This is a genomic window from Schumannella sp. GW821-FHT10F01 (genome assembly GCF_058809295.1).
In genome coordinates this window covers 140875-163559 of the sequence record NZ_JBXASM010000001.1, presented here as the reverse complement: position 1 = coordinate 163559, position 22685 = coordinate 140875, and the positions used below count along the sequence as shown (strand labels likewise).

General features: G+C 72.7%; 25 protein-coding genes. 12 read left to right on the top strand and 13 right to left on the bottom strand.

Annotated elements, in window-relative coordinates; genetic code table 11:
- Positions 1 to 2 precede the first annotated feature (2 nt).
- Together nucS and AC1RSJ_RS00870 are read left to right on the top strand one after the other, a co-directional pair.
- Positions 3 to 698, top strand: coding sequence for an endonuclease NucS (nucS, locus tag AC1RSJ_RS00875; RefSeq protein ID WP_493116427.1), 696 nt, complete (start codon positions 3 to 5; stop codon positions 696 to 698).
- Between the two features lie 216 nt (positions 699 to 914).
- The gene (locus AC1RSJ_RS00870) at positions 915 to 1586 is read left to right on the top strand and encodes an HAD hydrolase-like protein (protein ID WP_493116426.1); all 672 of its coding nucleotides are present in this window, start codon (positions 915 to 917) and stop codon (positions 1584 to 1586) included.
- Positions 1587 to 1596: 10 nt separating this feature from the next.
- On the opposite strand, the gene AC1RSJ_RS00865 is transcribed toward AC1RSJ_RS00870, so the two are convergent.
- Genes AC1RSJ_RS00865 through AC1RSJ_RS00855 form a run of 3 tightly spaced genes read right to left on the bottom strand, consistent with a single transcriptional unit; the run spans position 1597 to position 4285 of the window.
- A complete protein-coding gene (locus AC1RSJ_RS00865; protein WP_493116837.1) occupies positions 1597 to 2631 on the bottom strand; it encodes an NAD(P)/FAD-dependent oxidoreductase in 1035 nt (344 codons plus the stop codon).
- Between the two features lie 5 nt (positions 2632 to 2636).
- Positions 2637 to 3218, bottom strand: coding sequence for an isoprenylcysteine carboxyl methyltransferase family protein (locus AC1RSJ_RS00860; protein ID WP_493116425.1), 582 nt, complete (start codon positions 3216 to 3218; stop codon positions 2637 to 2639).
- A 5-nt stretch (positions 3219 to 3223) separates the two neighbouring features.
- On the bottom strand, positions 3224 to 4285 hold the full coding sequence (locus tag AC1RSJ_RS00855; protein WP_493116424.1) for a type III polyketide synthase: 1062 nt from the start codon (positions 4283 to 4285) through the stop codon (positions 3224 to 3226).
- A 134-nt stretch (positions 4286 to 4419) separates the two neighbouring features.
- Here AC1RSJ_RS00855 and AC1RSJ_RS00850 point away from each other — a divergent pair, with 134 nt between their 5' ends.
- From AC1RSJ_RS00850 to AC1RSJ_RS00820, 7 genes are all read left to right on the top strand, one after another.
- Positions 4420 to 4824, top strand: a complete 405-nt coding sequence (locus tag AC1RSJ_RS00850) for a YbaB/EbfC family nucleoid-associated protein (protein ID WP_493116423.1) — start codon at positions 4420 to 4422, stop codon at positions 4822 to 4824.
- A 41-nt stretch (positions 4825 to 4865) separates the two neighbouring features.
- On the top strand, positions 4866 to 5186 hold the full coding sequence (locus AC1RSJ_RS00845; protein WP_493116422.1) for a hypothetical protein: 321 nt from the start codon (positions 4866 to 4868) through the stop codon (positions 5184 to 5186).
- Between the two features lie 4 nt (positions 5187 to 5190).
- Positions 5191 to 6294: a hypothetical protein gene (locus tag AC1RSJ_RS00840; RefSeq protein ID WP_493116421.1), complete on the top strand. Its 1104-nt coding sequence runs from the start codon at positions 5191 to 5193 to the stop codon at positions 6292 to 6294.
- Between the two features lie 36 nt (positions 6295 to 6330).
- Complete coding sequence (locus AC1RSJ_RS00835) at positions 6331 to 6663, top strand: hypothetical protein (RefSeq protein ID WP_493116420.1); 333 nt, start codon at positions 6331 to 6333, stop codon at positions 6661 to 6663.
- A gap of 106 nt (positions 6664 to 6769) precedes the next feature.
- Positions 6770 to 8140, top strand: coding sequence for a polymorphic toxin type 15 domain-containing protein (locus AC1RSJ_RS00830; protein ID WP_493116419.1), 1371 nt, complete (start codon positions 6770 to 6772; stop codon positions 8138 to 8140).
- A gap of 13 nt (positions 8141 to 8153) precedes the next feature.
- Positions 8154 to 8534 (top strand): hypothetical protein, encoded by a 381-nt coding sequence (locus AC1RSJ_RS00825; protein WP_493116418.1) that lies wholly within the window; start codon positions 8154 to 8156, stop codon positions 8532 to 8534.
- Complete coding sequence (locus tag AC1RSJ_RS00820) at positions 8531 to 9097, top strand: T6SS immunity protein Tdi1 domain-containing protein (protein ID WP_493116417.1); 567 nt, start codon at positions 8531 to 8533, stop codon at positions 9095 to 9097. Before AC1RSJ_RS00825 ends, AC1RSJ_RS00820 begins: the two co-directional genes overlap by 4 nt.
- Before the next feature lie 15 nt (positions 9098 to 9112).
- On the opposite strand, the gene AC1RSJ_RS00815 is transcribed toward AC1RSJ_RS00820, so the two are convergent.
- The 4 genes from AC1RSJ_RS00815 to AC1RSJ_RS00800 are packed head-to-tail and all read right to left on the bottom strand — an operon-like array spanning position 9113 to position 13389.
- The gene (locus AC1RSJ_RS00815; protein WP_493116416.1) at positions 9113 to 10252 is read right to left on the bottom strand and encodes a bifunctional 2-methylcitrate synthase/citrate synthase; all 1140 of its coding nucleotides are present in this window, start codon (positions 10250 to 10252) and stop codon (positions 9113 to 9115) included.
- The gene (prpB, locus tag AC1RSJ_RS00810; RefSeq protein ID WP_493116415.1) at positions 10249 to 11163 is read right to left on the bottom strand and encodes a methylisocitrate lyase; all 915 of its coding nucleotides are present in this window, start codon (positions 11161 to 11163) and stop codon (positions 10249 to 10251) included. Before prpB ends, AC1RSJ_RS00815 begins: the two co-directional genes overlap by 4 nt.
- 25 nt (positions 11164 to 11188) lie before the next feature.
- Positions 11189 to 12688, bottom strand: a complete 1500-nt coding sequence (locus AC1RSJ_RS00805) for an MmgE/PrpD family protein (protein ID WP_493116414.1) — start codon at positions 12686 to 12688, stop codon at positions 11189 to 11191.
- A 26-nt stretch (positions 12689 to 12714) separates the two neighbouring features.
- Positions 12715 to 13389: a TetR/AcrR family transcriptional regulator gene (locus AC1RSJ_RS00800; protein WP_493116413.1), complete on the bottom strand. Its 675-nt coding sequence runs from the start codon at positions 13387 to 13389 to the stop codon at positions 12715 to 12717.
- An 81-nt stretch (positions 13390 to 13470) separates the two neighbouring features.
- Here AC1RSJ_RS00800 and AC1RSJ_RS00795 point away from each other — a divergent pair, with 81 nt between their 5' ends.
- Positions 13471 to 14904, top strand: a complete 1434-nt coding sequence (locus tag AC1RSJ_RS00795; protein ID WP_493116412.1) for a DHA2 family efflux MFS transporter permease subunit — start codon at positions 13471 to 13473, stop codon at positions 14902 to 14904.
- Between the two features lie 120 nt (positions 14905 to 15024).
- Here AC1RSJ_RS00795 and AC1RSJ_RS00790 read toward each other — a convergent pair whose 3' ends face one another.
- Positions 15025 to 15930, bottom strand: coding sequence for an aldo/keto reductase (locus AC1RSJ_RS00790; protein ID WP_493116411.1), 906 nt, complete (start codon positions 15928 to 15930; stop codon positions 15025 to 15027).
- A gap of 75 nt (positions 15931 to 16005) precedes the next feature.
- Here AC1RSJ_RS00790 and AC1RSJ_RS00785 point away from each other — a divergent pair, with 75 nt between their 5' ends.
- On the top strand, positions 16006 to 16374 hold the full coding sequence (locus AC1RSJ_RS00785) for a DUF2255 family protein (RefSeq protein ID WP_493116410.1): 369 nt from the start codon (positions 16006 to 16008) through the stop codon (positions 16372 to 16374).
- On the opposite strand, the gene AC1RSJ_RS00780 is transcribed toward AC1RSJ_RS00785, so the two are convergent.
- Positions 16371 to 17360 (bottom strand): NAD-dependent epimerase/dehydratase family protein, encoded by a 990-nt coding sequence (locus AC1RSJ_RS00780; RefSeq protein WP_493116409.1) that lies wholly within the window; start codon positions 17358 to 17360, stop codon positions 16371 to 16373. The two genes, AC1RSJ_RS00785 and AC1RSJ_RS00780, sit on opposite strands and share 4 nt — an antisense overlap.
- 72 nt (positions 17361 to 17432) lie before the next feature.
- Entirely contained in the window at positions 17433 to 17885 is a 453-nt protein-coding gene (locus AC1RSJ_RS00775) for a rhodanese-like domain-containing protein (protein ID WP_493116408.1), read from the bottom strand.
- A 108-nt stretch (positions 17886 to 17993) separates the two neighbouring features.
- Here AC1RSJ_RS00775 and AC1RSJ_RS00770 point away from each other — a divergent pair, with 108 nt between their 5' ends.
- Positions 17994 to 18923, top strand: a complete 930-nt coding sequence (locus AC1RSJ_RS00770; protein WP_493116407.1) for an EamA family transporter — start codon at positions 17994 to 17996, stop codon at positions 18921 to 18923.
- A gap of 259 nt (positions 18924 to 19182) precedes the next feature.
- On the opposite strand, the gene AC1RSJ_RS00765 is transcribed toward AC1RSJ_RS00770, so the two are convergent.
- The 3 genes from AC1RSJ_RS00765 to AC1RSJ_RS00755 are packed head-to-tail and all read right to left on the bottom strand — an operon-like array spanning position 19183 to position 22666.
- A complete protein-coding gene (locus tag AC1RSJ_RS00765) occupies positions 19183 to 20832 on the bottom strand; it encodes a glycoside hydrolase family 13 protein (protein WP_493116406.1) in 1650 nt (549 codons plus the stop codon).
- A gap of 2 nt (positions 20833 to 20834) precedes the next feature.
- Positions 20835 to 21746, bottom strand: coding sequence for a carbohydrate ABC transporter permease (locus AC1RSJ_RS00760; RefSeq protein ID WP_493116405.1), 912 nt, complete (start codon positions 21744 to 21746; stop codon positions 20835 to 20837).
- Entirely contained in the window at positions 21746 to 22666 is a 921-nt protein-coding gene (locus AC1RSJ_RS00755) for a carbohydrate ABC transporter permease (protein ID WP_493116404.1), read from the bottom strand. Before AC1RSJ_RS00755 ends, AC1RSJ_RS00760 begins: the two co-directional genes overlap by 1 nt.
- Between the last annotated feature and the right edge of the window lie 19 nt (positions 22667 to 22685).

Sequence of the window (22685 nt, the reverse complement as noted above, 5' to 3'; positions counted from 1 at the left end):
CCGTGCGCCTGGTCATCGCCCGCTGCTCCGTGGATTACGCCGGACGCCTCAGCGCCCACCTGCCCCTCGCGACGCGGCTGCTGGTCTTCAAGGCCGACGGCAGCGTGCTCGTGCACTCGGACTCCCTCAGCTACAAGCCGCTGAACTGGATGTCGCCGCCGTGCACGCTCTCGGTCGACGAGGTGGACGAGGAGCGCGCGGCCGCCGGCGTCACCGCGCTCTGGCGCGTCACGAACGCGAAGACGGCCGACCTGCTGATGATCTCGGTGCACGAGATCCTGCACGAGTCGGAGCACGACCTCGGCGTCGACCCGGGCCTGCAGAAGGACGGCGTCGAGGCCGACCTGCAGCGCCTCATGGCCGAGCAGATCGACGTGCTCGGCGACGGCCACACCCTGGTGCGGCGGGAGTACATGACCGCGATCGGGCCGGTCGACATCCTCGCCAAGGACCCGGACGGCGGCTCGGTCGCCGTCGAGATCAAGCGCCGTGGCGACATCGACGGCGTCGAGCAGCTCACCCGCTACCTCGAGCTCATGAACCGCGACCCGCTGCTCGCCCCGGTGCAGGGCGTGTTCGCGGCGCAGGAGATCAAGCCGCAGGCCCGCACCCTCGCCGAGGACCGCGGCATCCGCTGCGTCGTGCTCGACTACGACGCCCTCCGCGGCCTCGAGACCGGCCACGCCCGCCTGTTCTGACGCCGACTCGGACCGTTCCGGCGATCGCGGACGGTCCTGCCAATCCCGAAGCGCCGAAACCGTCCGCCCCTCGGATGGCTGAGCCGCCCCTCGGATGACCGAGCCGCCCCTCGGATGACCGAGCCGCCCCTCGGATGGCTGAGCCCGTCGAAGCCCCGGTGACCCGCGGACTGGGCGGATCGGACGGACATCCGCGCGCCCTAGGCTGAGCGCGCCATGCCCGAGCCCCTCCCGTACACCGCCGTCCTGTTCGATCTCGACGGCACGATCGTCGACTCCGCGCCGGGCATCACCGCGTCGCTCGCCCTCACCTTCCAGCGGATGGGCCTGCCGGTGCCGTCGCCCGCGAAGCTGCTCGAGTGGGTGGGGCCGCCGATCCTCGACTCGTTCCGCGACCTCGCCGGGTTCGACGCCGAGCAGTCGCGCCGTGCGCTCGACATCTACCGCGAGATCTATAAGGGCGACGGGGTGTTCGACGCGTCGCCGTACCCCGGCGTGCTCGACGTGCTCCGCGCCATCCGCCCCGCCGGCCTCGCGCTGAGCCTCGCGACCTCGAAGCCGGAGAGCCTCGCGAGCGCGATCCTCGGGCGCCTCGAGGTGCTCGACGCGTTCGACGAGCTCACCGGCGCGAGCGAGGACGAGGTGCGGAGCGCGAAGGCGGATGTCGTGGCCGAGGCCCTGCGCCGCCTCGAGGCCGACGGCGCCGACCTGTCGCGGCCGATCATGATCGGCGACCGCATCCACGACGTCGAGGGCGCTGCGGCGCACGGCGTGCCGACGGTGTTCGTGACCTGGGGGTACGGCGCCCCGGCCGAGGCGGTCGGGGCGGTGGCCGTCGTCGACGACGCGGCCGGACTGCGCCGCGAGCTCGGGCTGCCGGCCGGCTGATCGCCCGCCCTCACCTCGCGAGCGCGTCGACCGCCGCGCCGAACACGCTCGGCAGCCGCGCGGCCGTCGGCACGATCGCGCCGCGCAGCGGCGAGCTCGCGGCCCAGGCCAGCGCGGAGGTGAGCCGCCGCGACTCCGCGCCGAGCGCTCGCACGTCCGCCGGATACCGCCCGGGCTGCCCCGAGTACACGCGCGCCACCGCGGCGGCGGCCTGCGAGAACCCGAGCCGCAGGCCCTCCCCCGTGATCGCGTCGACGTAGCCGGCCGCGTCGCCCGCGAGCAGCACGCGGCCTCGGACGACCCCGCGCACCCGCCGCCGGAACGGCCCGGCGCCGGCCAGCCCGCTCGCCTCTGGCGCGTCGCGGATGCGCTCTGCCACCTCCGGCGCGCCGGCGAGCACGTCGCCGAGCGACCCGCCCTGCCGCACGAGCGCGGCGATGCCGACCACCCGGTCGTCGACGGGCGTCACGTAGAGCTCGCCGGCCGGCGTCCAGTGCACCTCGATGAGCTCGCTCCACGGCTCCATGCGCACGTGCCGCCGCAGCCCGAACCGGCGACGACCGCGCGGGGCGGGCGCCTCGAGTCCGACCAGCCGCGCCACGGTCGAGTGGAGGCCGTCGCAGCCGAGCAGCCAGGCCGCGCGCAGTCCGGCCGCCGTCACGCCGTCCGCGTCCTGCCGCAGCGCGTCGACCTTCGCGGTGACCCGGCGCACGCCCGCCTCGTCGGCGCGTAGGGCGAGCTCGGCCTGCAGCGCCGTGCGGCGCACCCCGAGGCCGACGGATCCGGCCGCGAAGCGGTGCTCGACCGAGCGCCGTCCGTCGGCGTAGCGCACGCCGCGCAGCGCCATCCCGTGCGGCCGCACCCCGAGACGACCGAGCACGGGCACGGCGCCGGGCATCAGGCCTTCGCCGCACGCCTTGTCGATCGGAGTGGTGCGCGGCTCGATCACGATCACGTCGAGCCCCGCGCGCCGGGCCTCCAGGGCCGCGACGAGCCCCACCGGCCCGCCGCCGACGATGAGGAGGTCGGCATCCGCCCCCGGCATCCTGCTCACGGACGCACCGTAGCCCCGCTGCCGCGACTCGTCGACGGGCTGTCGGATCCGGCCGAGCCGAGCGCACGCAGCGCGCGGTCCTCGACGGGGATGCGGAAGGCGAGGAGCAGCACCGCGTTGAGCACGGTGAACGCGATCGCCGTGATCCACGCCGTGTGCACCAGCGGCAGCGCGATGCCCTCGATCACGACGACGACGTAGTTCGGATGCGGCAGCCACGCCCAGCGGTACGGGCCGCGCCGCACCCGGTCGGCACCCGGGACGACGATGACCCGGGTGTTCCACTGCGTACCGAGCGAGCGGATGATCCACAGCCGCGCGGCCTGGCAGCCGAGCGCGACGGCGAGCATGGGCCAACCGAGCGCGGGGAGGAAGGGCCGGTCGAGCAGCAGCACCTCGGCGATGGCGCCCGCCAGCAGCCCGGTGTGCAAGGCGACCATCCAGGGGAAGTGCCGGCGGCCGTGCTCGGTGCCGCCGCGAGCGAACGCCGCGGCGGCGTTGCGGCGCGAGATCCGCAGCTCGTTGAGCCGCTCCACCCCGACGAGCACCAGCAGCACGGCGTAGAGCGCCGCGGACACGGGCACTAGGCCACCCAGTCCAGCAGCACGACCTCGCTGGTCACGCCAGGCCCCAGCGCGAACAGCAGGCCGCGTGTGCCGGGATCCTGCTGCCAGGAGTCGGCGAGCACGTGCAGCACGGAGGCCGACGACAGGTTGCCGACCCGCCGCAGCGAGTCCCAGCTCGCCGCGAACGCGCCGTCCGGTGCGCCGATCGAGCTCTCGAATGCCTCGAGCACGCGCGGGCCGCCCGGATGCGCGATCCACGCGCCGATGTCGCCGACGCCGAGCCCCGCGCCGTCGAGCAGCCGTCGCACGTCGCCGGGGAAGTTCGCGGCGATGGCCCCGCTGACCTCCGCCGTGAGCACGATCCGGAAGCCCGAACCGCCGAGGTCGAAGCCGAGCACGCTCGCGCTGTCGGGGTAGAGGCTCGAGAGCGTCGCGACGACGTCGGCGCCGGGGAGGCCGAGCTCGACGGCCCGCTCGTCGCCGACGACGACCACGGCGGCCGCCCCGTCGCCGAACAGCCCGCTCGCGACCGCGTTCGCTACCGAGTCGTCGTCGCGCTGCAGCGTGAGCGAGCAGAGCTCCAGCGCCACGACGAGCGCGACGTCGCGCGGATGCCCCTCCAGGTAGTCGTGCACGCGCGCGATGCCCGCCGCACCGGCCACGCACCCGAGCCCGAACGACGGGATGCGCTTGAGGTCGCGGCGGAAGCCGAGCTCGCCGGCGAGCCGGGAGTCGATGGAGGGGGCCGCCGCACCGGTGACGGAGGTGAAGAAGAGGTGGTCGACCTGCTGCGGCTCGAGGCCGACCGCGTCGAGCGCGTTCCGCACGGCGCGGGCGGCGAGCGCGGTGCCCGCCTCGGTCCAGATCCGGTTCGCCTGGTCGAAGCCGCCGAGCCCGCGGTAGTCCTCGAGGGGCAGCACCGTGGAGCGCGTCGCGATGCCGGCGGAGGCGTGCATCCGCTCGAAGACGGCGCGGTGCCGCGCGTCGAGGCCGAGCACGTCGGCGAGCTCAGCGGTGATGTCCGCCTGCGCCGCGGAGTGCTCGGGCAGCACGGGCGCGACGGCGACGATGCGGGACATGGCCTCATCCTCCCCTCACCGGAGAGAACGCGCCCGGGGGTGGCCGGGTTCACAGGCTCCGCGATGCCGCTCGGCTCCCGCGATCCGACCCGTCTCCGGGTTGCCACGGACTCCGGGACGGATATAGTTGAGGAATGAGCGATTTCCCCTCCGCCTGGGGCGACCCGGACGCCGCGATCGCCCGGGTCAACGCTCAGATCAAGGAGGCGCAGGAGCGCGCGGTCCGCGCGTCAGCGATGCGCGAGCAGGTGGAGTCCGTCCGCGGCCAGGCGCAGTCGCCGCGCCGCGAGGTCACGGTGACCGTCGACGTCAGCGGCCGCATGGTCGATCTCGACATCTCCGAGTCCGGGATGGAGCTCAACCCCCGCGATCTCGCGCGCCTCGTGGTCACCACGGTCGAGCAGGCCCGCCGCAATGCCGGCGACCAGTCGATCGCGCTCGCCGCCGAGGTGTTCGGCGAGGACTCCATGGTCGTGGACCGCCTCCGTGCCGAGGTCGCCCGCCCGATCATCACCGACGAAGGTCTGCAGAAGAACTGATCCGACCCCCGGCCCCCGCCGGGTCCCTCGAGGAGAAGAACATGGCTGAGACGATCACCATCGACCCCGACCTGATCGCGGCGCACGCCGCGCGCGTCGACCAGGTCGCCAGCGACATCGGCGTGGCGCGCAGCGCCGGCGGGTCGACCAACATGGCCGGCGGCGCGTTCGGCGTCATGTGCGCGTTCCTCGTGCCGGCCGCCTCGATGGTCGCGAGCATGGCGATGAGCGCCATCTCCTCCGCCGAGGACATGGTGAAGCGCTCCTCCACGGAGCTCAAGGGCGTCGTGACCGACTTCACGACGACCGAGGACGCGATCATCGCGGACGTCAAGCAGATCCAGTCCGGCCTGGAGAAGTAGTCCGATGGCCACCGCGACGGCGACCGCCACGACCACGGCCGGTGCGACCGGCGCCGCCTTCGGCGGATCGAAGCTGCTCTCCGACGGCAAGAAGCTCAGCACCGCGCTCGACAACGGCGACTGGGTCTCCGGCGGCATGGCCGCGTTCGACCTCATCGACGACGCGCTCGACGCGGCCGCCGACCCGGTGGGCACGCTCGTCGGCGCCGGCCTCGGCTGGCTGCTCGAGCACATGCAGCCGCTGAAGGGCTGGCTCGAGGCCCTCGCGGGCGACCCGGGCGAGGTGCAGAAGCACGCGCAGTCGTGGGCCGCGATGTCCGGCAAGCTGGCGCAGTCCGGCTCCGACCTCGAGCGGCTCGTGTCGGATGTCGACAGCCAGGCCGGCGCGGTCGTCGAGGCCTACCGCGAGTACCAGACGCAGGCCGCCGAGCACGTCAAGGGCGCGGCGCAGTGGGCGCAGGGCATCTCGGCCGGCATGGCGGGCGCCTCGAAGATCGTCACGATCGTGCACGACCTCGTGAAGAAGGCGTTCTCCGAGCTCGTCTCGGCCGCCATCCAGTGGGTCGCGGAGGCGATGGCCACGCTCGGCCTCGGCATGCCGTTCGTGATCGCGCAGGTGATCAACAAGGTGCGCACCCTGGTGAACAAGGTGATGGGCCCGCTGAAGAAGCTGCTCGAGTCGATCAAGACCCTGCAGCAGCTCTGGGGACAGCTCACCTCGCTGTTCGACCAGCTCAAGTCGGTGGTCTCGGGCGTCGTGCCCGGCACCGCGAAGGTCGAGAAGCCGACGCTGACGACCGTCACCGCCGACCAGACGGTCACGCGGCCGGACGACTACAAGGTCGGCTCGACCACCGACTTCGCGGCGCCGACCGGCCTGAGCCAGGCGGATCGCGCGAAGCTCGACACGATCGCGGCCGGGTTGGACTCGGGCATCCAGAAGGTCGACGGCGAGTACCGCCTCAGCGGCTCGACGGCCTCGGTCGACGCCCTCACCGGTGCCGGCGGCACTGGTGGCTCCGCCGGCGCCGGCGGATCGGCCACCGCCACGCTCGACGCGAAGGCCCAGGCCGAGCTCGACGAGTGGCGCCGGAACGCCCAGGCCTGAGCCCGGGCCCCGCACGAGCAGCACGAGGAGACGGCCGTGAGCGACCGCTACGCCGACGGGGTCCGCACCCGGGCGCTCGACGCCTACGTGCTCGACAGCATCGGGCTGCTCGACGCGTCGACCTCCGCCGACCTGGACGGACGCCGCGACGAGATCGCGGCCGCGCTCGGCGCCCCACCGGCCTCCTACGACGGCGCGGGGAGCTGGCGCGAGGTGGTCGAGGCGGCGACGTCGATGCCGGACGGCGCGGATGACGAGCTGCGCCGCATCTGGGCGTTCGCCGTCCTCGCAGCGGAGTCCGAGGGCCGAGAGCCGGACGCGCTCGCGTTCGCGCACGAGACCGTCGACGCGACGTTCGGATCCGAGTAGAGGAAATCTCGATCCTGGGTCGACGGACGCCGCGCTCAGGGCTACCATGGAGATGGGATTGACGATCCCTCTGGTTTCAGACCCGGTTCGGAAGGACGGTGACGGCGTGGCCGACAACCCCCTCGTGGCGGCACCCGTCGACACCGCGACCGCGTTCAGCGGCGCCAGCCTCCTCGACGACGGCGCCCAGCTCAAGCAGGCCGTCGAGTCCGGCGACTGGGTCATGGGCGGCGTCGCCGCCTTCACCACCGCGCTCGACGTCGCGGCGACCGTCTCCGACCCGCTCGGCAGCCTGATCGCCCACGGGCTCGGCTGGCTGATGGACCACCTCGAGCCGCTCAAGGGCTGGCTCAACGACCTCACCGGCGACGCCGGCGAGGTGCAGGCGTTCTCGCAGACCTGGGCGAACATCGCGCAGCAGCTCACCAGCTCCGGCGAGGAGCTGACGCGCATCGTGCAGGACGTCGAGGGCCAGGCCGGCGCGACCATGGACGCCTACCGCGCGTTCCAGCGCGAGGCCGGCCAGCACATCGTCATGGCCGGCGGGCTCTCGTCGGCGTTCTCGGCCGGACTCGGGATCGCCTCCACCATCGTGCAGGTCGTGCACGACCTGGTGCGCGACGCGATCGCCCAGATCGTCGGCTCCGCCATCTCGTGGGCGGCGGAGGCCGTGTTCTCACTCGGCCTCGCGACACCGTGGATCATCGAGCAGGTCTCCACCCGCGTCTCGTCGCTCGTCGCGAAGATCGGCGGCAAGCTCAAGGAGCTGCTCGAGTCGGTCAAGGCGCTGCGGGGACTCCTCTCCAAGGTCGACGAGCTGCTGACGAAGTTCAAGAGCGTCGTCGACAAGGCGCTCCACGGCAAGAGCTCGCCCGTCCGGGCGGCGGACGATGCCCCGACCCGGATGCCCGACGGCGGCACCACGACGATGCGCGGCTACGACATCCCGGCTGAGCTCAGCGCCGCCCAGCGCCACCAGCTCGAGCAGATGGCGTCCGGGCCGGATGCGCCGATCGTGCAGCTGCCCGACGGCACGTTCCAGATGCGCGAGCCGATCGACGTCGACTTCACGATGAACCCGAACCACGACGCGGCCGAGTTCCAGCGCCAGCTGCAGCTGCAGAACGCCGGTGCGAACGACCTCTCGGTCGCCGAGTGGCAGCACAACGTGAACCACTACCAGGAGATGGCGGCCGAGACCGGCAACGGCCGCATGGGCGCCGCCGAGCAGCGCCAGGCTCGCATCGACGCCGGCGGCGTGCCCGGCGACGGCCAGGCCGTGCTCCACGGGCCCGACCAGGTGGCCGGCGGCCGTCCCGACCGCTTCGACGGGCTCGGCGACTCCGGCATCAACTCCTCGCTCGGCAGCCAGTGGAACACCCGGATCGGCGACCTCTACGACGAGGTCGACGCGGCGACGCAGGGCATCGATCCCTCGCTGCTGCCGTACATCCACCTGAACGTGAACCTGCGCTAGATAGCCTGGACCCGTGGCCAGCGAGATCCTCCCCGCCCCCGTCCGCGCCCTCCTGCAGGCCGTGTCGTCGATCGACGCCGCCGGCTGGGCCGCCGCGTTCGAGACGCGCGCGTCGACGCTGAAGACCGGCTACCTCGACGCGCGCAAGAAGCCGAAGGCGTCGGCGTCCGTCTCCTCGGCGCTGAGCAAGGCGACGCTCGAGGCCCTGCGCGAGCGCGTCGACGTGCTGAAGTCCGTCGACGCTCGGGGGATGATGACCGCCTCCGGGATCGTCGAGGCGAGCGCCCTCGCGATCATCTCGCGCGACGCCGTCGACGACGCCGAGTTCGAGCTCATCGTCGCACCGCTGGTCGCGGCCGGCGTGCCGCGCGAGACCTTCGAGGCGGGCGAGTGAGCGTCTTCGCGCACGTCACGACCACCGGCGTGCTGGCGGAGGAGACCATCGCCGGCCGGGTCGGACGCGTGCCCGGCGAGATCGTCGAGGCCTGGCGGGAGCACGGCACCGGCTACCTCGGCGACGACGGCTTCCTGCGACTGGTCGACCCGGACCGCGCGGACGCGATGCTCGAGGGGCTCATCGGATTCCCCGACGGCGGCACGGTCGTGTTCACGACCGGTCTCGGCGACCTCGTCGCCTGGGTCGGCGACCGGTGGTGGGTCGTGCTGTTCCGCTGGGGCGTCATCGACATCACGGACGTCGGCGCGACGCCCGCGTTCCTGGCCGCCCTGCAGACCGCCGACGGGCTCGACACGCTCCTCGCACGTCAGCCGTACCCGGCCGCGGCGCGGGCGGGCGGCATCCCGGGCCCCGACCAGTGCTACGGCTTCGTGCCGCTGCTCGCGCTCGGCGGGCCGCCGACCGCCGACCACCTGCAGCTCGGCGGGATGTGGGAGCACATCTCGCTGATCCTCCAGCTGGCCGGCCCGCCGCAGGCCCGCAAGCAGCTCGAGCTGTAGTCCTCGGGCGCGCCCCTAGCTCAGGTGGCGCTCGTCCGGGCCCACGTACTCGGACAGCGGGCGGATCAGCGCGTTCGCGGCGAGCTGCTCGCGGATGTGCGCGGTCCAGCCGACGATCCGTGCCGCGACGAACAGCGGCGTGAACGTCTCGGTGTCGAAGCCGAGCAGGTGGTACGCCGGACCGGACGGATAGTCGAGGTTCGGCTTGATGTTCTTGCGCTCCTGCATCGCCGACTCGAGCGCCTCGTAGAGGTCGAGCAGCGCCTGCGGCTCGGCGCCGCCCTCCGGGCGCCCGTCGACGCCCGCCTCGACGAGCCGGTCGAGTGCGGCCTTCATCGTCGGCACGCGCGAGTCGCCGTTCTTGTAGACACGGTGGCCGAAGCCCATGATCTTGCGCTTCTCGGCGAGCGCGGCGTCGAGCCACGCCTCCGCGCCGTCGGCCGAGCCGATCTCGTCGAAGACGTGCATGACGGCCTCGTTCGCGCCGCCGTGCAGCGGCCCCTTCAGCGCGCCGATCGCCGCCGTCACCGCGGAGTGGAGGTCCGCGAGCGTCGAGGTGACCACCCGCGCCGTGAACGTCGAGGCGTTGAACGAGTGCTCGGCGTAGAGGATCGCCGAGACCCGGAACACGTCGGCCGCGGTGTCGTCCGGCTCCTCGCCGAACGTCATCCAGAGGAAGTTGCGCGACCAGTCGAGGTCGTCGCGCGGCGCGATCAGCTCGAGGCCGTGGCGGCGGCGCTGGTCGTACGCGACGACCGCCGGGATGGCGGCCCAGAGCGAGACCGCCTTGCGGAGGTCGGCCTCCGGGCTGGAGTCGCCGGCCTCCGGATGCTGCGCACCGAGCAGGCTGACGGCCGTGCGGACGACGTCCATCGGATGCGCGGTCGTCGGGCACGCGTCGATCACGTCGCGCACCTCGTCGGTCAGCGCGCGCTGGGCGCGCTCGTCGCGCTCGAGCCCGGCGAGCTCGTCGTCGGAGGGCAGCTCGCCGTGCCACAGCAGCCACGCGACCTGCTCGGCGTTGCACGAGGCCGCGAGCTCCTGCACCGGATAGCCGCGGTACAGCAGCGAGTTGGTCTCCGGATTGACCTTGGAGACCGACGTGACGTCGACGACGACGCCCGCGAGCCCCTTCTTGATCTCGGTCTCGGTCACTGGCCGCTCCTGTTCGTCGAGAGGTCGAAGGTGAAGACGCCGTCGTCGAACGCGGAGTAGCCCGCGTAGTCGACGACCTCGTAGAGCCGCGCCCGGGTCTGCATCGCCGGCACCTGGCTCTGCAGCGAGCCCTCGGCGACGAGCGCGTCGAGGCCCCGCTCGATGGCGCCCATCGCGAGCCGCTGCAGCGACACCGGGAAGATGACGAGGTCGACGCCGACGTCGGCGAGCTGCTGCACGGTGTAGAGGTCGCTCTTGCCGAACTCGGTCATGTTGGCCAGGATCGGCACGTCGACGGCGGCGCGCATCGCGGCGAACTCGTCGAGGGAGGCCATCGCCTCCGGGAAGATCGCGTCGGCACCCGCCTCGACGAGCTTGTGCGCCCGGTCGAGCGCGGCATCCATCCCGGCGACCCCGCGGATGTCGGTGCGCGCCATGATGACCAGCTCGGGGTCGCGGCGGGCCTGCACGGCGGCCCGGATCCGGTTCAGGGCGGTCGTCTCGTCGACGACCTCCTTGCCGTCGAGGTGGCCGCAGCGCTTCGGGTTGACCTGGTCCTCGATGTGGAGCGCGGCGACACCGGCGTCCTCGAGCGCCTGCACCGTGCGCGCGACGTTCATCGGCTCGCCGAAGCCGGTGTCCGCGTCGACGAGCGTCGGCAGGTCGGTCATCCGCGAGATCTGCGCGGCGCGGGTCGCGACCTCGGTGAGCGTCGTGAGGCCGATGTCCGGCAGCCCGAGCTCGTTCGACATGACGGCGCCGGAGATGTAGACGCCCTCGAAGCCCTTCTCCTGGATGATCGGGGCGCTGAGCGGCGTGAAGGCGCCGGGCATCCGCACGATCTCGGAGCCGGCGAGCTTCGCCCGCAGGTCCTTCCGCTTCGCGGTCGCGGTGAGCGTCGACTGCAGCACGGCGGTCCTCCCTCTCGTCTGGGGCTCAGAACAGCCCGGCCGGGGCGGCGGGCAGTCCCTCCGCGGTGATGGTGAGGCCGCCGAGCTCCTCGGCCGACAGCTCCGGAAGCCGCTGGGCGGTGTCGAGGAACCGCGCGATCTCGGCGGGCGCGAGCACGTCGGCGGCGAGCTGCTCGAACTTGCGCACGTAGTCGGCGCGGGCGAACGGCCGGGCGCCGAGCGGATGCGCGTCGGCGACGGCGATCTCGTCGACGATCCGCGTGCCGTCCGCCAGCTCGGCCTCGAGCCGGCCGCCGAACGCCTGCTCGGCCGGGTCGGTCGAGTGGTAGCGGCGGGTCCACTCCGGGTCCTCCGCCGTCGTGATGCGCTGCCAGAGCGCGACGGTGTCGGGCCGGGCGGCGCGCTCCGGCGCGTAGGAGTCGGCGTGGTGCCAGCGTCCGTCCTGCAGCGCGACCGCGACGATGTACGGGATCGAGTGATCGAGCGTCTCGCGGCTCGCGTGCGGATCGTACTTCTGCGGGTCGTTCGCGCCCGACCCGATCACGTAGTGCGTGTGGTGGCTGGTGTGCAGCACGATGCTGCGCACCCGCTCCGGGTCGCGCAGCTCGGGGTGCTCGGCGCCGAGTCGGCGAGCCAGATCGATCCAGGCCTGTGCCTGGTACTCGGCGCTGTGCTCCTTCGTGAAGCTGTCGAGGATGGCCCGCTTGCGCTCGCCGGCGCCGGGCAGCGCCACGTCGTAGCGGCCGTCCATGCCGTCGAGCAGCCAGGCGATCACGCCGTCCTCGCCCTCGTAGATCGGGGCGGGGCTGGTCTGCCCGCGGAGTGCGCGGTCGACGGCCTCCACGGCGGTCTTGCCGGCGAGCGCCGGCGCGTACGCCTTCCAGGTCGAGATCTCGCCCTTGCGCGACTGGCGGGTCGCCGTCGTCGTGTGCAGCGCCTGGCCGACGGCTTGATAGATCGTCTCGACGGGCAGGCCGAGGAGCGTGCCGATGCCGGCCGCCGCGCTCGGGCCGAGGTGGGCGACGTGGTCGATCTTGTGCGCGTGCAGCGAGATCGCGCGGGCCAGGTCGATCTGGATCTCGTAGCCGGTCGCGATGCCGCGCAGCAGCTCGGCGCCGGAGCGGCCGGCGTGCTGGGCGACGGCGAGGATCGGCGGGATGTTGTCGCCCGGATGGGAGTACTCGGCGGCGAGGAACGTGTCGTGGAAGTCGAGCTCGCGCACGGCGACCCCGTTCGCCCAGGCGGCCCAGGCCGGATCGAAGCGCCCGCCGACGCCGAATACGGTGCTGCCGCTCCGCGCGGCGGGATGCGCCTCCGCCTGCCCTCGCGCGGCGACGACCGGGGCGCGGCGCAGGCTCGCGGCCGCGACGGCGGCGTTGTCGATGACGCGGTTCACGACCATGTCGGCGACGTCGGGCTCGACGTCGACGGGATCGGCGGCGACCTCGGCGATCCACCAGGCGAGCTGGCGCTCGCGGGGCAGGTCCTCGTCGCTGCGGTGGGCTCGGATCTCGCGGCTCTGCATCGCTGCTCAGCCTACGGCCGAGCGCCTCACCAGGGCTCGTCGCCCTTCGGCAGCATCCCGACGGTCTCGTCGAGCGACTCGGGGAAGCACATCCGCAGCATCTCGGTCATCGACGCATCCTCGCCGTAGCCGTCGACGACCCGGAGGCCGATCAGCGTGGTGATGAGCATGCCCTGCGAGAGGAAGCCGTGCGCCTCCTCGGCGCTGAAGCCGGCCTCGTGGCGCACGAAGTCCCAGACCTCCGCGAAGGCGGCGCGCGAGACGGGGCCGATCACGGGGTGGGCGCCGAGCATGAAGCACTGCTGCAGCGTGAGGTGCAGGCCGCGCACCTTCAGGAGGTCGACGTAGGCGATGCCCATCCGCTTGGCCTTGAGGTGGAACGGGGCGAGCTCGCCGTCGTGCTCGAACTCCGGCAGCGGCGACTCGTCGGCGATCGCGACGCGGAATTCGGCGAGCAGGCGGTCGACGACCCAGCGGGCGGCCGAGAGGAACAGCTTCTCCTTGGTGCCGAACAGCCGGACGACGTAGGGCTGGCTGACGCCGGCCGCGCGCGCCACCTCGTCGGTCGTCGACCCCTCGTAGCCCTTCGCGCCGAACACGGCGATGGCCGCCAGGAGGATCGACTCGCGACGCTCCTCGGACGACATCCGCTTCGCCGCGGTGCCCTCCGTGCGGGTCTCGGTGATGGTCGGGGAGCTCATGCTTGACATGTTATCAGTCGATTACTACAGTCGCCAGAGTCGAAGTAATCATCCGATAACAACACTGATCCGGAGTCCGAGATGACCGCCACCCTCGAGCAGCCGCCTGCTCCCCTCGCGACGCGCCGGCTGCGCGCGCTCCCCCTCGTCCTGATCGCGTCGGCGCTGCCGATGTTCATGGCGACGCTCGACAACCTCGTCATGACCAACGCGCTTCCGGTGCTGCACCAGAAGCTCGGCGCCGGCGTCGACGAGCTGCAGTGGTTCGTCAACGCGTACACGCTCGCGTTCGCGTCGACGATCCTGCTCGCCTCCGCGCTCGGCGACCGCCTCGGCCGCCGCACGGTGTTCATCATCGGCATCGCGGTCTTCGGCGCCGGCTCGACGCTCGCCGCGCTCTCGACCGAGCCCTGGCAGCTCATCGTCGCCCGCGCCATCCAGGGCTTCGGCGGCGCCGGCGTGCTGCCGCTGTCGCTCGCGCTGCTCACCGGCTCCGTCCCGCGCGAGCGCCGTGCCCTCGCCATCGGCATCTGGGGCGGCGTCAGCGGCCTCGGCGTCGCGCTCGGCCCGCTCATCGGCGGCGCCATCATGGAGGGCTGGAACTGGCAGGCCATCTTCTGGATCAACGTGCCCGTCGCGATCATCGCGATCCCGCTCGCCTGGCTCGCGCTGCCGAACGCGTTCGGCGAGCGCAAGCCGATCGACCTGCTCGGCGTCGTGCTCGCCGGCGCCGGCGTGCTCGCGCTCGTCCACGCCATCGTGCGCGGCAACGACGACGGCTGGGACTCGCTCGGCGTGATCGCGGAGATCGTCGCCGGCGCCGTGCTGCTCGGGGCGTTCGTGCTCTGGCAGCTGCGCTCCCGCGCCCCGATGATGCCGCTGCGGCTCTTCCGCGACCGATCGTTCTCGGTCACGAACGTCGTCGGCTTCACGTTCAGCTTCGGCGCGTTCGGCGCGATCTTCCTGCTGATCCAGTACCTGCAGGTCGTGCAGGGCTCGACGCCGCTCGAGGCCGCGGTGCAGACCACGCCGTGGACGCTCGCACCGGTCATCGTCGCCCCGATCGCCGGTATCCTCGCTCCGCGCATCGGCACCCGCACCCTGCTCGTCGCGGGGCTCGTGCTGCAGGGCGTCGCGCTGATCTGGCTCGCGGTCACCATGGGTGCGGACACCCCGTACGCCGAGATGGTGGCGCCGTTCATCATGGCCGGGGTCGGGATGGCGCTGACGTTCGCCCCGTCGGCGACCGCCCTGCTCTCCAGCCTCTCGGAGATCGACCACGCGACGGCGTCGGGCGTGAACAACACGCTCCGCGAGCTCGGCACCGCGCTCGGCATCGCCGTGCTGACGGCGATCTTCACCGGCGCCGGCGGCTCGCTCACCGCCGACGGGTACGTCTCGGCGACGCAGCCGGCCGTGGTCGTCGGCGGCGCGGTGCTGCTGGTCGGCGCGATCGTGGCGCTCGCGCTGCCCTCCGGGCGGCGCGAGATCGTGACGTCCGCCGCGGCCGAGTAGCGGACAGAACCCGCGGGCTGAGGAGGACGCCCTGGCGCCCGTCTCGAAGCCTCGTGTCTGCAGACAGGGGGCTTCGAGACGGGCCTGGCGGCCCTCCTCAGCCGTCGGGTCCGCCGGAGTTCAGGCGAGCGCGGCGAGCTCCTCGGCCGTGAGCTCCAGCTCGAACGACTGCACGAGGTCCGCCAGCTGCTCCGTCGTCCTGGCGCTGGCGATCGGCGCGGCGACGGAGGGCTGCTGCCGGAGCCAGGCCAGCGCCACGGCCGCGACGCTCACGCCGCGTGCGGCCGCGATCCCGTCGACGGACTCGAGCAGGGCGACGGCCCGCGGGTCATCGAGGTAGCGTGCGGCGCCGCCGGCACGGGCGGAGTCCACGCTGACGCCGGCGCGGTACTTGCCGCTGAGGAAGCCGGACGCGAGACCCGAGTACGGCAGCTCCACGACGTCGAGGTCGAGCAGCGCCGGCACCGTCGCCGCCTCGATGTCGCGGTGCACGAGGTTGTACGGGTCCTGCGCGACCGTGAACGGCACGAGGTCCGAGCCGCGCGCGATGTCGACGGCGCTGCGGAGGCGCTCGGGGCTGAAGTTCGAGGCGCCGGCCTCGCGGATCTTGCCGTCGGCGACGAGCTGGCTGAACGCGGCGACGTACTCCTCCTGCGCCACATCCTGGTCGTCGCGGTGCGCGTAGTAGAGGTCGAGGTGGTCGGTCTGCAGCCGGCGGAGGGAGTCGTCGACGGCGGCGCGGATGTTCGCGGGCGACAGCCCGGGACGCGCCTCGAGCGAGAACACCTTCGTGGCGATCACGACGTCGTCGCGGCGGCCGCGCGACGCGACCCACTCGCCGAGGATCGTCTCGCTCTCGCCGCCCGAGTTGCCGGGCACCCACGCGGAGTACACGTCTGCGGTGTCGATCGAGCGCCCGCCGGCGGCCACGAAGGCGTCGAGCACGGCGAAGCTCTCCTCCCGGTCCGAGGTCCAGCCGAAGGTGTTGCCGCCGAGCACGAGAGGTCCGAAGTCGAGAGAGGTCATGCGATCAGTCAACAGTCCTCCGGGCGTCGGATTCCCGCCCTGCAGGTTCCTCACTGCCGGGCGTAGCGTGGCGTCATGGACGCAGCCACGCTGACCCGGCACCTCGCGGACGACACCGAGGTCGACATCGCCACGACGAAGCGCGACGGCGATGAGGTGACCACGATCATCTGGTCGGTCGGCGCCGGCGACGGCGCCTACGTCCGCTCCGTGCGGGCCGATCGTGGCGGCTGGTACCGGCGCGCCCTCCGCACCGGCGGCGGCGGCTTCGTGCTCGACGGCGAGCGCGTCGCCGCGCGCTTCGAGCACGTGACCGACGACGCGGAGCTCGACGCCGTCGACGCCGCGTACGAGGCGAAGTACGGCCGCCGCTGGCGCACCTCGACGGATGCGGTGCTCACGCCCGAGACCCGGGCCTGCACGCTCCGGGTCGTCGCCGCCTAGCCCGCGCCGAGCTCCGCGAGCAGCGCGCGCTCGGTCCCGTCGTCGAGCCCGGACCGCCGCGCGATCGCGTCGCGCGCGAGCTGCCAGTCCCGCGAGTCGGCGAGCGTCTCCTCGAGCGGACGGGTCACGAGTCCCGCCTCCGCGGCGAGCCGTGCCGCCCGCGCGTTCATCCCGATCGACTCGTCGGGCAGCCAGAGCGGCAGCGAGCGCACGCCCGCCCACGGCGAGACGTCGTGCGCGGCGAGCCAGTCCGGATCCGCCGGCAGCGCCCAGCCGACGCCGCCGACCGCCTCCGCTCGCGCGAGGTGCTCCGGCAGCGGCAGCACCTCGCCGACGGCGTCGCGCGGTCCGGGCGCCCGGCTCTCGCCGAGCGTCACGATCCACTCGGCGAGGTCGCGCGCGTCGAGCACTGAGACGGGGTGCCCCGCGTCGGGCACGAGCACCGCGCCGCCGGGCACGGCGGGCGCCGCGAACCGGTACGGCCACCATCCGGTGCGGTCCGACTCGTCGCCGGGACCGCCGATGAGCCCGGCGCGCACGATCGACGCCCGGCCGTCCGTCGCCGTCGCCCAGGCGAACTCGCCGGCGGCCTTCGCGGCGCCGTAGTCCGACGGATCGTCGTAGACCTCGGCCTCGAGCGGCGGCAGCGTGGCCGCCGTCTCGTCGTCGAACAGCATCGAGTGGTCTGCGTAGACGGACGCGGACGAGACGAAGACGACGTGCCCGGCGACCGGGGCGAGATCGCGAGCCGCCCGGCGGGCGTGCCCGGGCTGCCGGCTCAGATCGACGACCGCATCCCAGCGCTCCTCCGCGAGCGCGGCGAGCCCGTCGTCGCGGTCCCGGTCGACGACGGCGAACCGGACGCCGGCCGGTGCGGAACCCGAGACGCCGCGCGCCGCCGCGACCACCTCGTGCCCGCGGGCGAGCGCCGCCGTCGCGATCCGGGCGCCGAGGAGGGCCGTGCCGCCGAGGAGCAGGATGCGCATGCGCTCAGTCCACGCGGCGCGGCGCTCCGACGGAAGGGGCCTTCGCTGTCGGCAGAGACGGCAGGTCGCGGGTCAGCAGCCGCAGGCGTCAGCGACCGGCATGACGAGCGGGTCGATGACCGCGGGCACCGGCCCGTTCCGGTCCTCGACGTCGAAGCCCTCGCGCGCCCAGTACTCGAAGCCGCCGAGCATCTCGCGCACCCGGTAGCCGCGCTCGGCGAGGGCGAGCGCGGCCTTCGTGCCGCCGTTGCAGGCCGGGCTCCAGCAGTAGACGACGACCGGCACGTCGAGCGGCAGCACCTCGGCCGCGCGCTCGGCGATCGCGGCGCGCGGCAGGTGCACGGCCTGGGCCGCGTGGCCCTGGTCCCACGACTCGACGCTGCGCACGTCGACGAACGAGAAGCGCTCGCCGGCCTGCAGCGCCGCGTGCACGTCGCTCGGGTCGGTCTCGAAGCGGAGCCGGGCGGCGAAGTGCTCGACGGCGGCGAGGTCGGGTGCGGCGGTCGCGATGGTCGTGTCGGTCATGCGCTCATCCCAGCGGATGCTGGCCCCGGCGGTCGCGCCCGATCCCGCCAGCGGGCCGCGAGATCCGGCCGCCGCGGCCGGCTCCTGCCCCGCCCCTAGGCTGAGCGGATGGCGCACGACACGGCGATCGCGCACCGGAGCGGCGCCGCCGGCGTGCCGGTGCTCGCGGCCGGACTCGTCGTCGTCGGGCTCGCCTGTCAGGACGTCGGCGCCTCGATCGCGGTGCTGATCTTCCCGCAGGTCGGGGCGCTCGGCATGGTCGCCCTGCGGCTCGTGTTCTCGGCGATCGTGCTGCTCGTCATCGCCCGCCCGAGCCTGCGCGGACGCACCCGCCGCGACTGGCTCACGGTCGTCGGCTTCGGGCTGGCGATCGCCGTGATGAACGGCGCCTTCTACCTCGCCATCGACCGCATCCCGCTCGGCATGACCGTGACGATCGAGGTGCTCGGCCCGCTCGCGCTCTCCGTCGTCGCCGGCCGCAAGCCGCTCGCGTTCGTCTGGGCGGGGCTCGCGGTGATCGGCGTCGTGCTGCTCGGCGGCGTGGACCTCGGCCGGCTCGAGACGATCGGCGTCGTCTGCGCGCTCATCGCGGCCTCGTGCTGGATCGTCTACATCCTCGCGTCGGCGGAGACGGGACGCCGGTTCGCGCGGCTCGACGGGCTCGCGCTCGCGATGGCGATCGGCGCGGTCGTGAGCCTGCCGTTCGGCATCGCCTCCGCCGGACCCGCGCTCGTGCAGCCGGGCATCCTCGGCATCGGGCTGGCCGTCGCGATCCTGTCGTCGACGATCCCCTACGGCCTGGAGCTGTTCGCGCTGCGGCGCATCCGCGAGGGCACGTTCGGCGTGCTCATGAGCCTCTCGCCCGCGCTGGCCGCGACGGCCGGCCTCGTGGTCCTCGGGCAGTCCGTGCATCCGCTCGACCTCGTCGCGATCGCGCTCGTCATCGCGGCGAGCATCGGCGCGGTCGTCACCGCGCAGCGCCGGGATGCAGCCGGCACGACCGCGCCGGAGCCGGGTGCGGCCGAGCCGATCGCCTGACGACCGCACGGACGACGCCGAGGCGGACGACGCGGCCGCGGCCCCGCGTCAGTTGATGATCGCGGGGACGATGAGCACGACGGCGGCGACGATGATCAGCGCGGCCATCACGCAGAGGATGGCGGTGCCGGCGACGGCGCAGAACCTCAGGAATCCGTTCACGATGGTTCCAGCCTAGACGGTCGGCCCGGGCGCCCAGGGCTGGGATGGCGGGCGCCCGGGAGTCGGGTCGGGCTCGACTCTGCCGTCGGCACGGCGGTCAGACCCGCAGCCACACCGTGGTGCCGCCGGGCAGCACGCCGTCGGCACGGCTGCCGCTGCAGAGCAGCGCGACGCCCACCGGCATCCGCACGTCGTCGACGCCGAAGTTCGTCACCGTCTCCCAGTCGCCGCGGCGGAACCGGAGCACGTCGTCGGAGCCGGACTCGATCCACTCGAGCGGCGCCTCGGACGACATCCGCCGTCGCAGCGCGAGCGCCGCGCGGTAGAGCTGCAGCGTCGACGCGGCGCCCGCCTCCTCCGCCTCGACGGACGAGCCGGCGAACCACGCCGGCTGCGGCAGGTGCGCGCTGCCCGTGCCGAACCCGAACGACGGACCCGTCCGGGTCCACGGCAGGGGCACCCGGCAGCCGTCGCGACCGGGGTCGGCGCCGCGGGTGCGCTGGAACGTCGGGTCCTGGCGTGCGTCGTCCGGCAGGTCCGCGACCTCGGCGAGCCCGAGCTCCTCGCCCTGGTAGAGGTAGGCGGAGCCCGGCAGCGCGAGCAGGAAGAGCGTCGCCGCGCGGGCGCGGCGAAGTCCCCCGGCCGTGTCGGCGACGGGGCTGCGTCCGCGGGACACGAGCCAGTCCAGTCCGTGCTTCACCTCCGGCCGCCCGTCCGCGGTGCGCGGCGGATCGGGGATCGCGTAGCGGGAGGCGTGCCGCACGACGTCGTGGTTCGAGAGCACCCAGGTGCTCGTCGAGCCGGACAGCGCGGCGATCCGGAGGTTGTCGTCGACCGCGTCATGGAACTGGCGGGCGTCGAAGTCCGCCTCGAGGAGCTCGAAGTTGAACGCCTGCCCGAGGCTGTCGCTGCTCGCGTACCGCGGCCGCCGGTCGAGCGCGACCCACGCCTCCGCGACCGCCGGCCGGGGCGGGTCGTAGGAGTCGAGCAGCGCGCGCCACTCGGCGTAGACCTCGTGCACGTCGTCGCGGTCGACGAGCGGATGCCGGCCGTCGACCGGCATCGCCTCCAGCTCGGCGCGGCTCGGCAGCGGCTCGGTCAGGTCCTTCGTGAGCATGTGCGCGACGTCGACCCGGAACCCGTCCACGCCGCGGTCGGCCCAGAAGCGGAGCGTGTCGAGGTAGTCGCGGCGCACGTCCGGATGCGTCCAGTCGAGGTCCGCCTGCTCCGGCGCGAAGTTGTGCAGGTACCACTGGCCGTCGGGCACGCGCGTCCAGGCCGGCCCGCCGAAGATCGACTCCCAGTCGGTCGGCGGGTCGGCGCCGCCCGGCCCGGTGCCGTCGCGGAACAGGTAGCGCGCCCGGGCCGGCGATCCGGGGCCGTCCGCGAGCGCTTCCCGGAACCACGGGTGCCCGGTCGAGCTGTGGTTCGGCACGATGTCGACGATCACCCGAAGGCCGGCCTCGTGCAGCGCCGTGACCATCGTGTCGAAGTCGGCGAGGGTGCCGAGCCGGGGATCCACGTCGCGGTGGTCGTCGATGTCATAGCCGCCGTCGGCGAGCGGCGACGGGTAGAACGGCGAGAGCCACACGGCGTCGACGCCGAGGGAGCGCAGATACGGCACGCGCGAGGTCACGCCGCGGAGGTCGCCGATGCCGTCGCCGTCGGCGTCCGCGAACGAGCGCGGGTACACCTGGTAGACGACGGCCTGGCGCCACCAGTCGGGATCGGATCGGATGACGGGCACGGTCAGCCCTTCACGGCCCCCTGCGTGACGCCCTCCATCACCCAGCGCTGGGTGAACAGGTAGACGACGATCGCCGGTGCCATGGCCATGAGGTACGACGCGAACGACACGTTGTAGTTGTTGCTGAACTGGGTCTGGAAGATCGACTGCACCACCGGCAGCGTCTGCTGCGCCGGGTCGGAGATGATCAGCGACGGCATCATGAAGTCGTTCCACGAGGCGAGGAACGCGAAGATGCCGACCGTCGCGCTCATCGGCGCGAGCAGCGGGAAGATCAGCTGCCAGAACGTCTGCCACGTCGTCGCGCCGTCGATGCGCGCGCTCTCCTCGAGCTCGGCGGGTATCGAGCGCAGGAACGCGGTGAACAGCAGGATCGAGAAGCTGAGCTGGAACATGATGTGCAGCACCGTGACGCCCGCGGGGTTGTCGAGGTGCAGCAGCCCGGTGAGCTGGATCTGCGGCAGCGCGACGACCGGGAACGGCAGGAACATCGCGGCGAGCAGGTAGAAGAACGAGCCCCGGAAGAACCCGTGATCCCAGTTGCGGATGATCGCATACGACGCGAGCGCCGCGACCAGGATCGTGCCGACGACGGTGGCCGCGGTCACGAGCACCGAGATGCCGAACGCGACCGGGAAGTTCGTCAGGTTCCAGGCCTGCACGAAGCCGTCGACGCTGAACGGAGCCGGCAGCGAGAACGCGTTGCCGTCGACGGCCTGCGCGGTCGTCTTGAACGCCATCGACAGGGTGACGTAGAGCGGCACGAGCACCGTGAACGCGCAGAGCACGAGCACGATGGTGCCGGACACGTTGACGCGCTCGGCGCGCATCCGCACGCGGGGGACGCGACGACGGCTGCCGAGCACCGCGCCGGCGTCGACATCCTCGATGACGAGGGCTGACTGCATGGCCATCAGACGCTGTTCCTTCCGCGCGAGATCCGGAGCTGGATGACGGAGATGAGGATGGCGACGACGAAGAAGATCGTCGCGTTCGCCATCTGGTACGCGTAGTCGCCGCCCGAGAAGCCGGTGAAGATCGTCATCGCGATGCTGCGCGTCGCGGTGCCGGGGCCGCCGTTCGTGAGGCCGACGATGATGTCGTACGCGTTGAGGAAGTTCTTGAAGCCGAGGATGACGTTGATCACGACGTATCCCACGACGAGCGGCAGGGTGATGCGCACGAGCTGCTGCAGCTTGCCGGCGCCGTCGATGTCCGCCGCCTCGTAGACCTCGCCCGGGATCGCGAGCAGGCCGGCGATGTAGATCAGCAGCGTGCCCGGCACGGCCTGCCAGGCGGTCACGATGACGATCGCGATCCAGGCGAGGTTTGGGTCGGCGAGGATGCTCGTCGCCAGCGGTCCGCCGCCCAGTGCGGCGCCGAGCGCCGGCACCGAGTTCGAGAAGAGGAAGTTGAAGACGTAGGCGATGACGATGCCCGAGATCACCATCGGGATCACGAACACGGTGCGCAGCGCGGTCTTCATCCGGATGCGCGACGTCAGCCCGACCGCGAGCAGGAACGCGACGATGTTGACCACGATGACGGTCACGGCCGAGAAGCCGAACGTGAACAGGTAGCTCGTGACGATCGCGGGATCGCCGAACACGGCGATGAAGTTCGTCAGCCCGATGAAGTTCCAGTCGCCGAACCCGATCGAGTTCGTGAGGCTGAAGAAGATGCCGATGAGGGCGGGGATGGTGATCGCGAGCGTGAACAGCACCAGTGTCGGCACGAGGATCACGTAGTAGATCGGCTCCACGCGGCGACGGGAGTGCCGCGTGGTGACGGGCGGCGCGGCGGCCGTCGGCGTCGGGGCGAGTGCGCTGGTCATCGCTGGTTCTCCTCCTCGG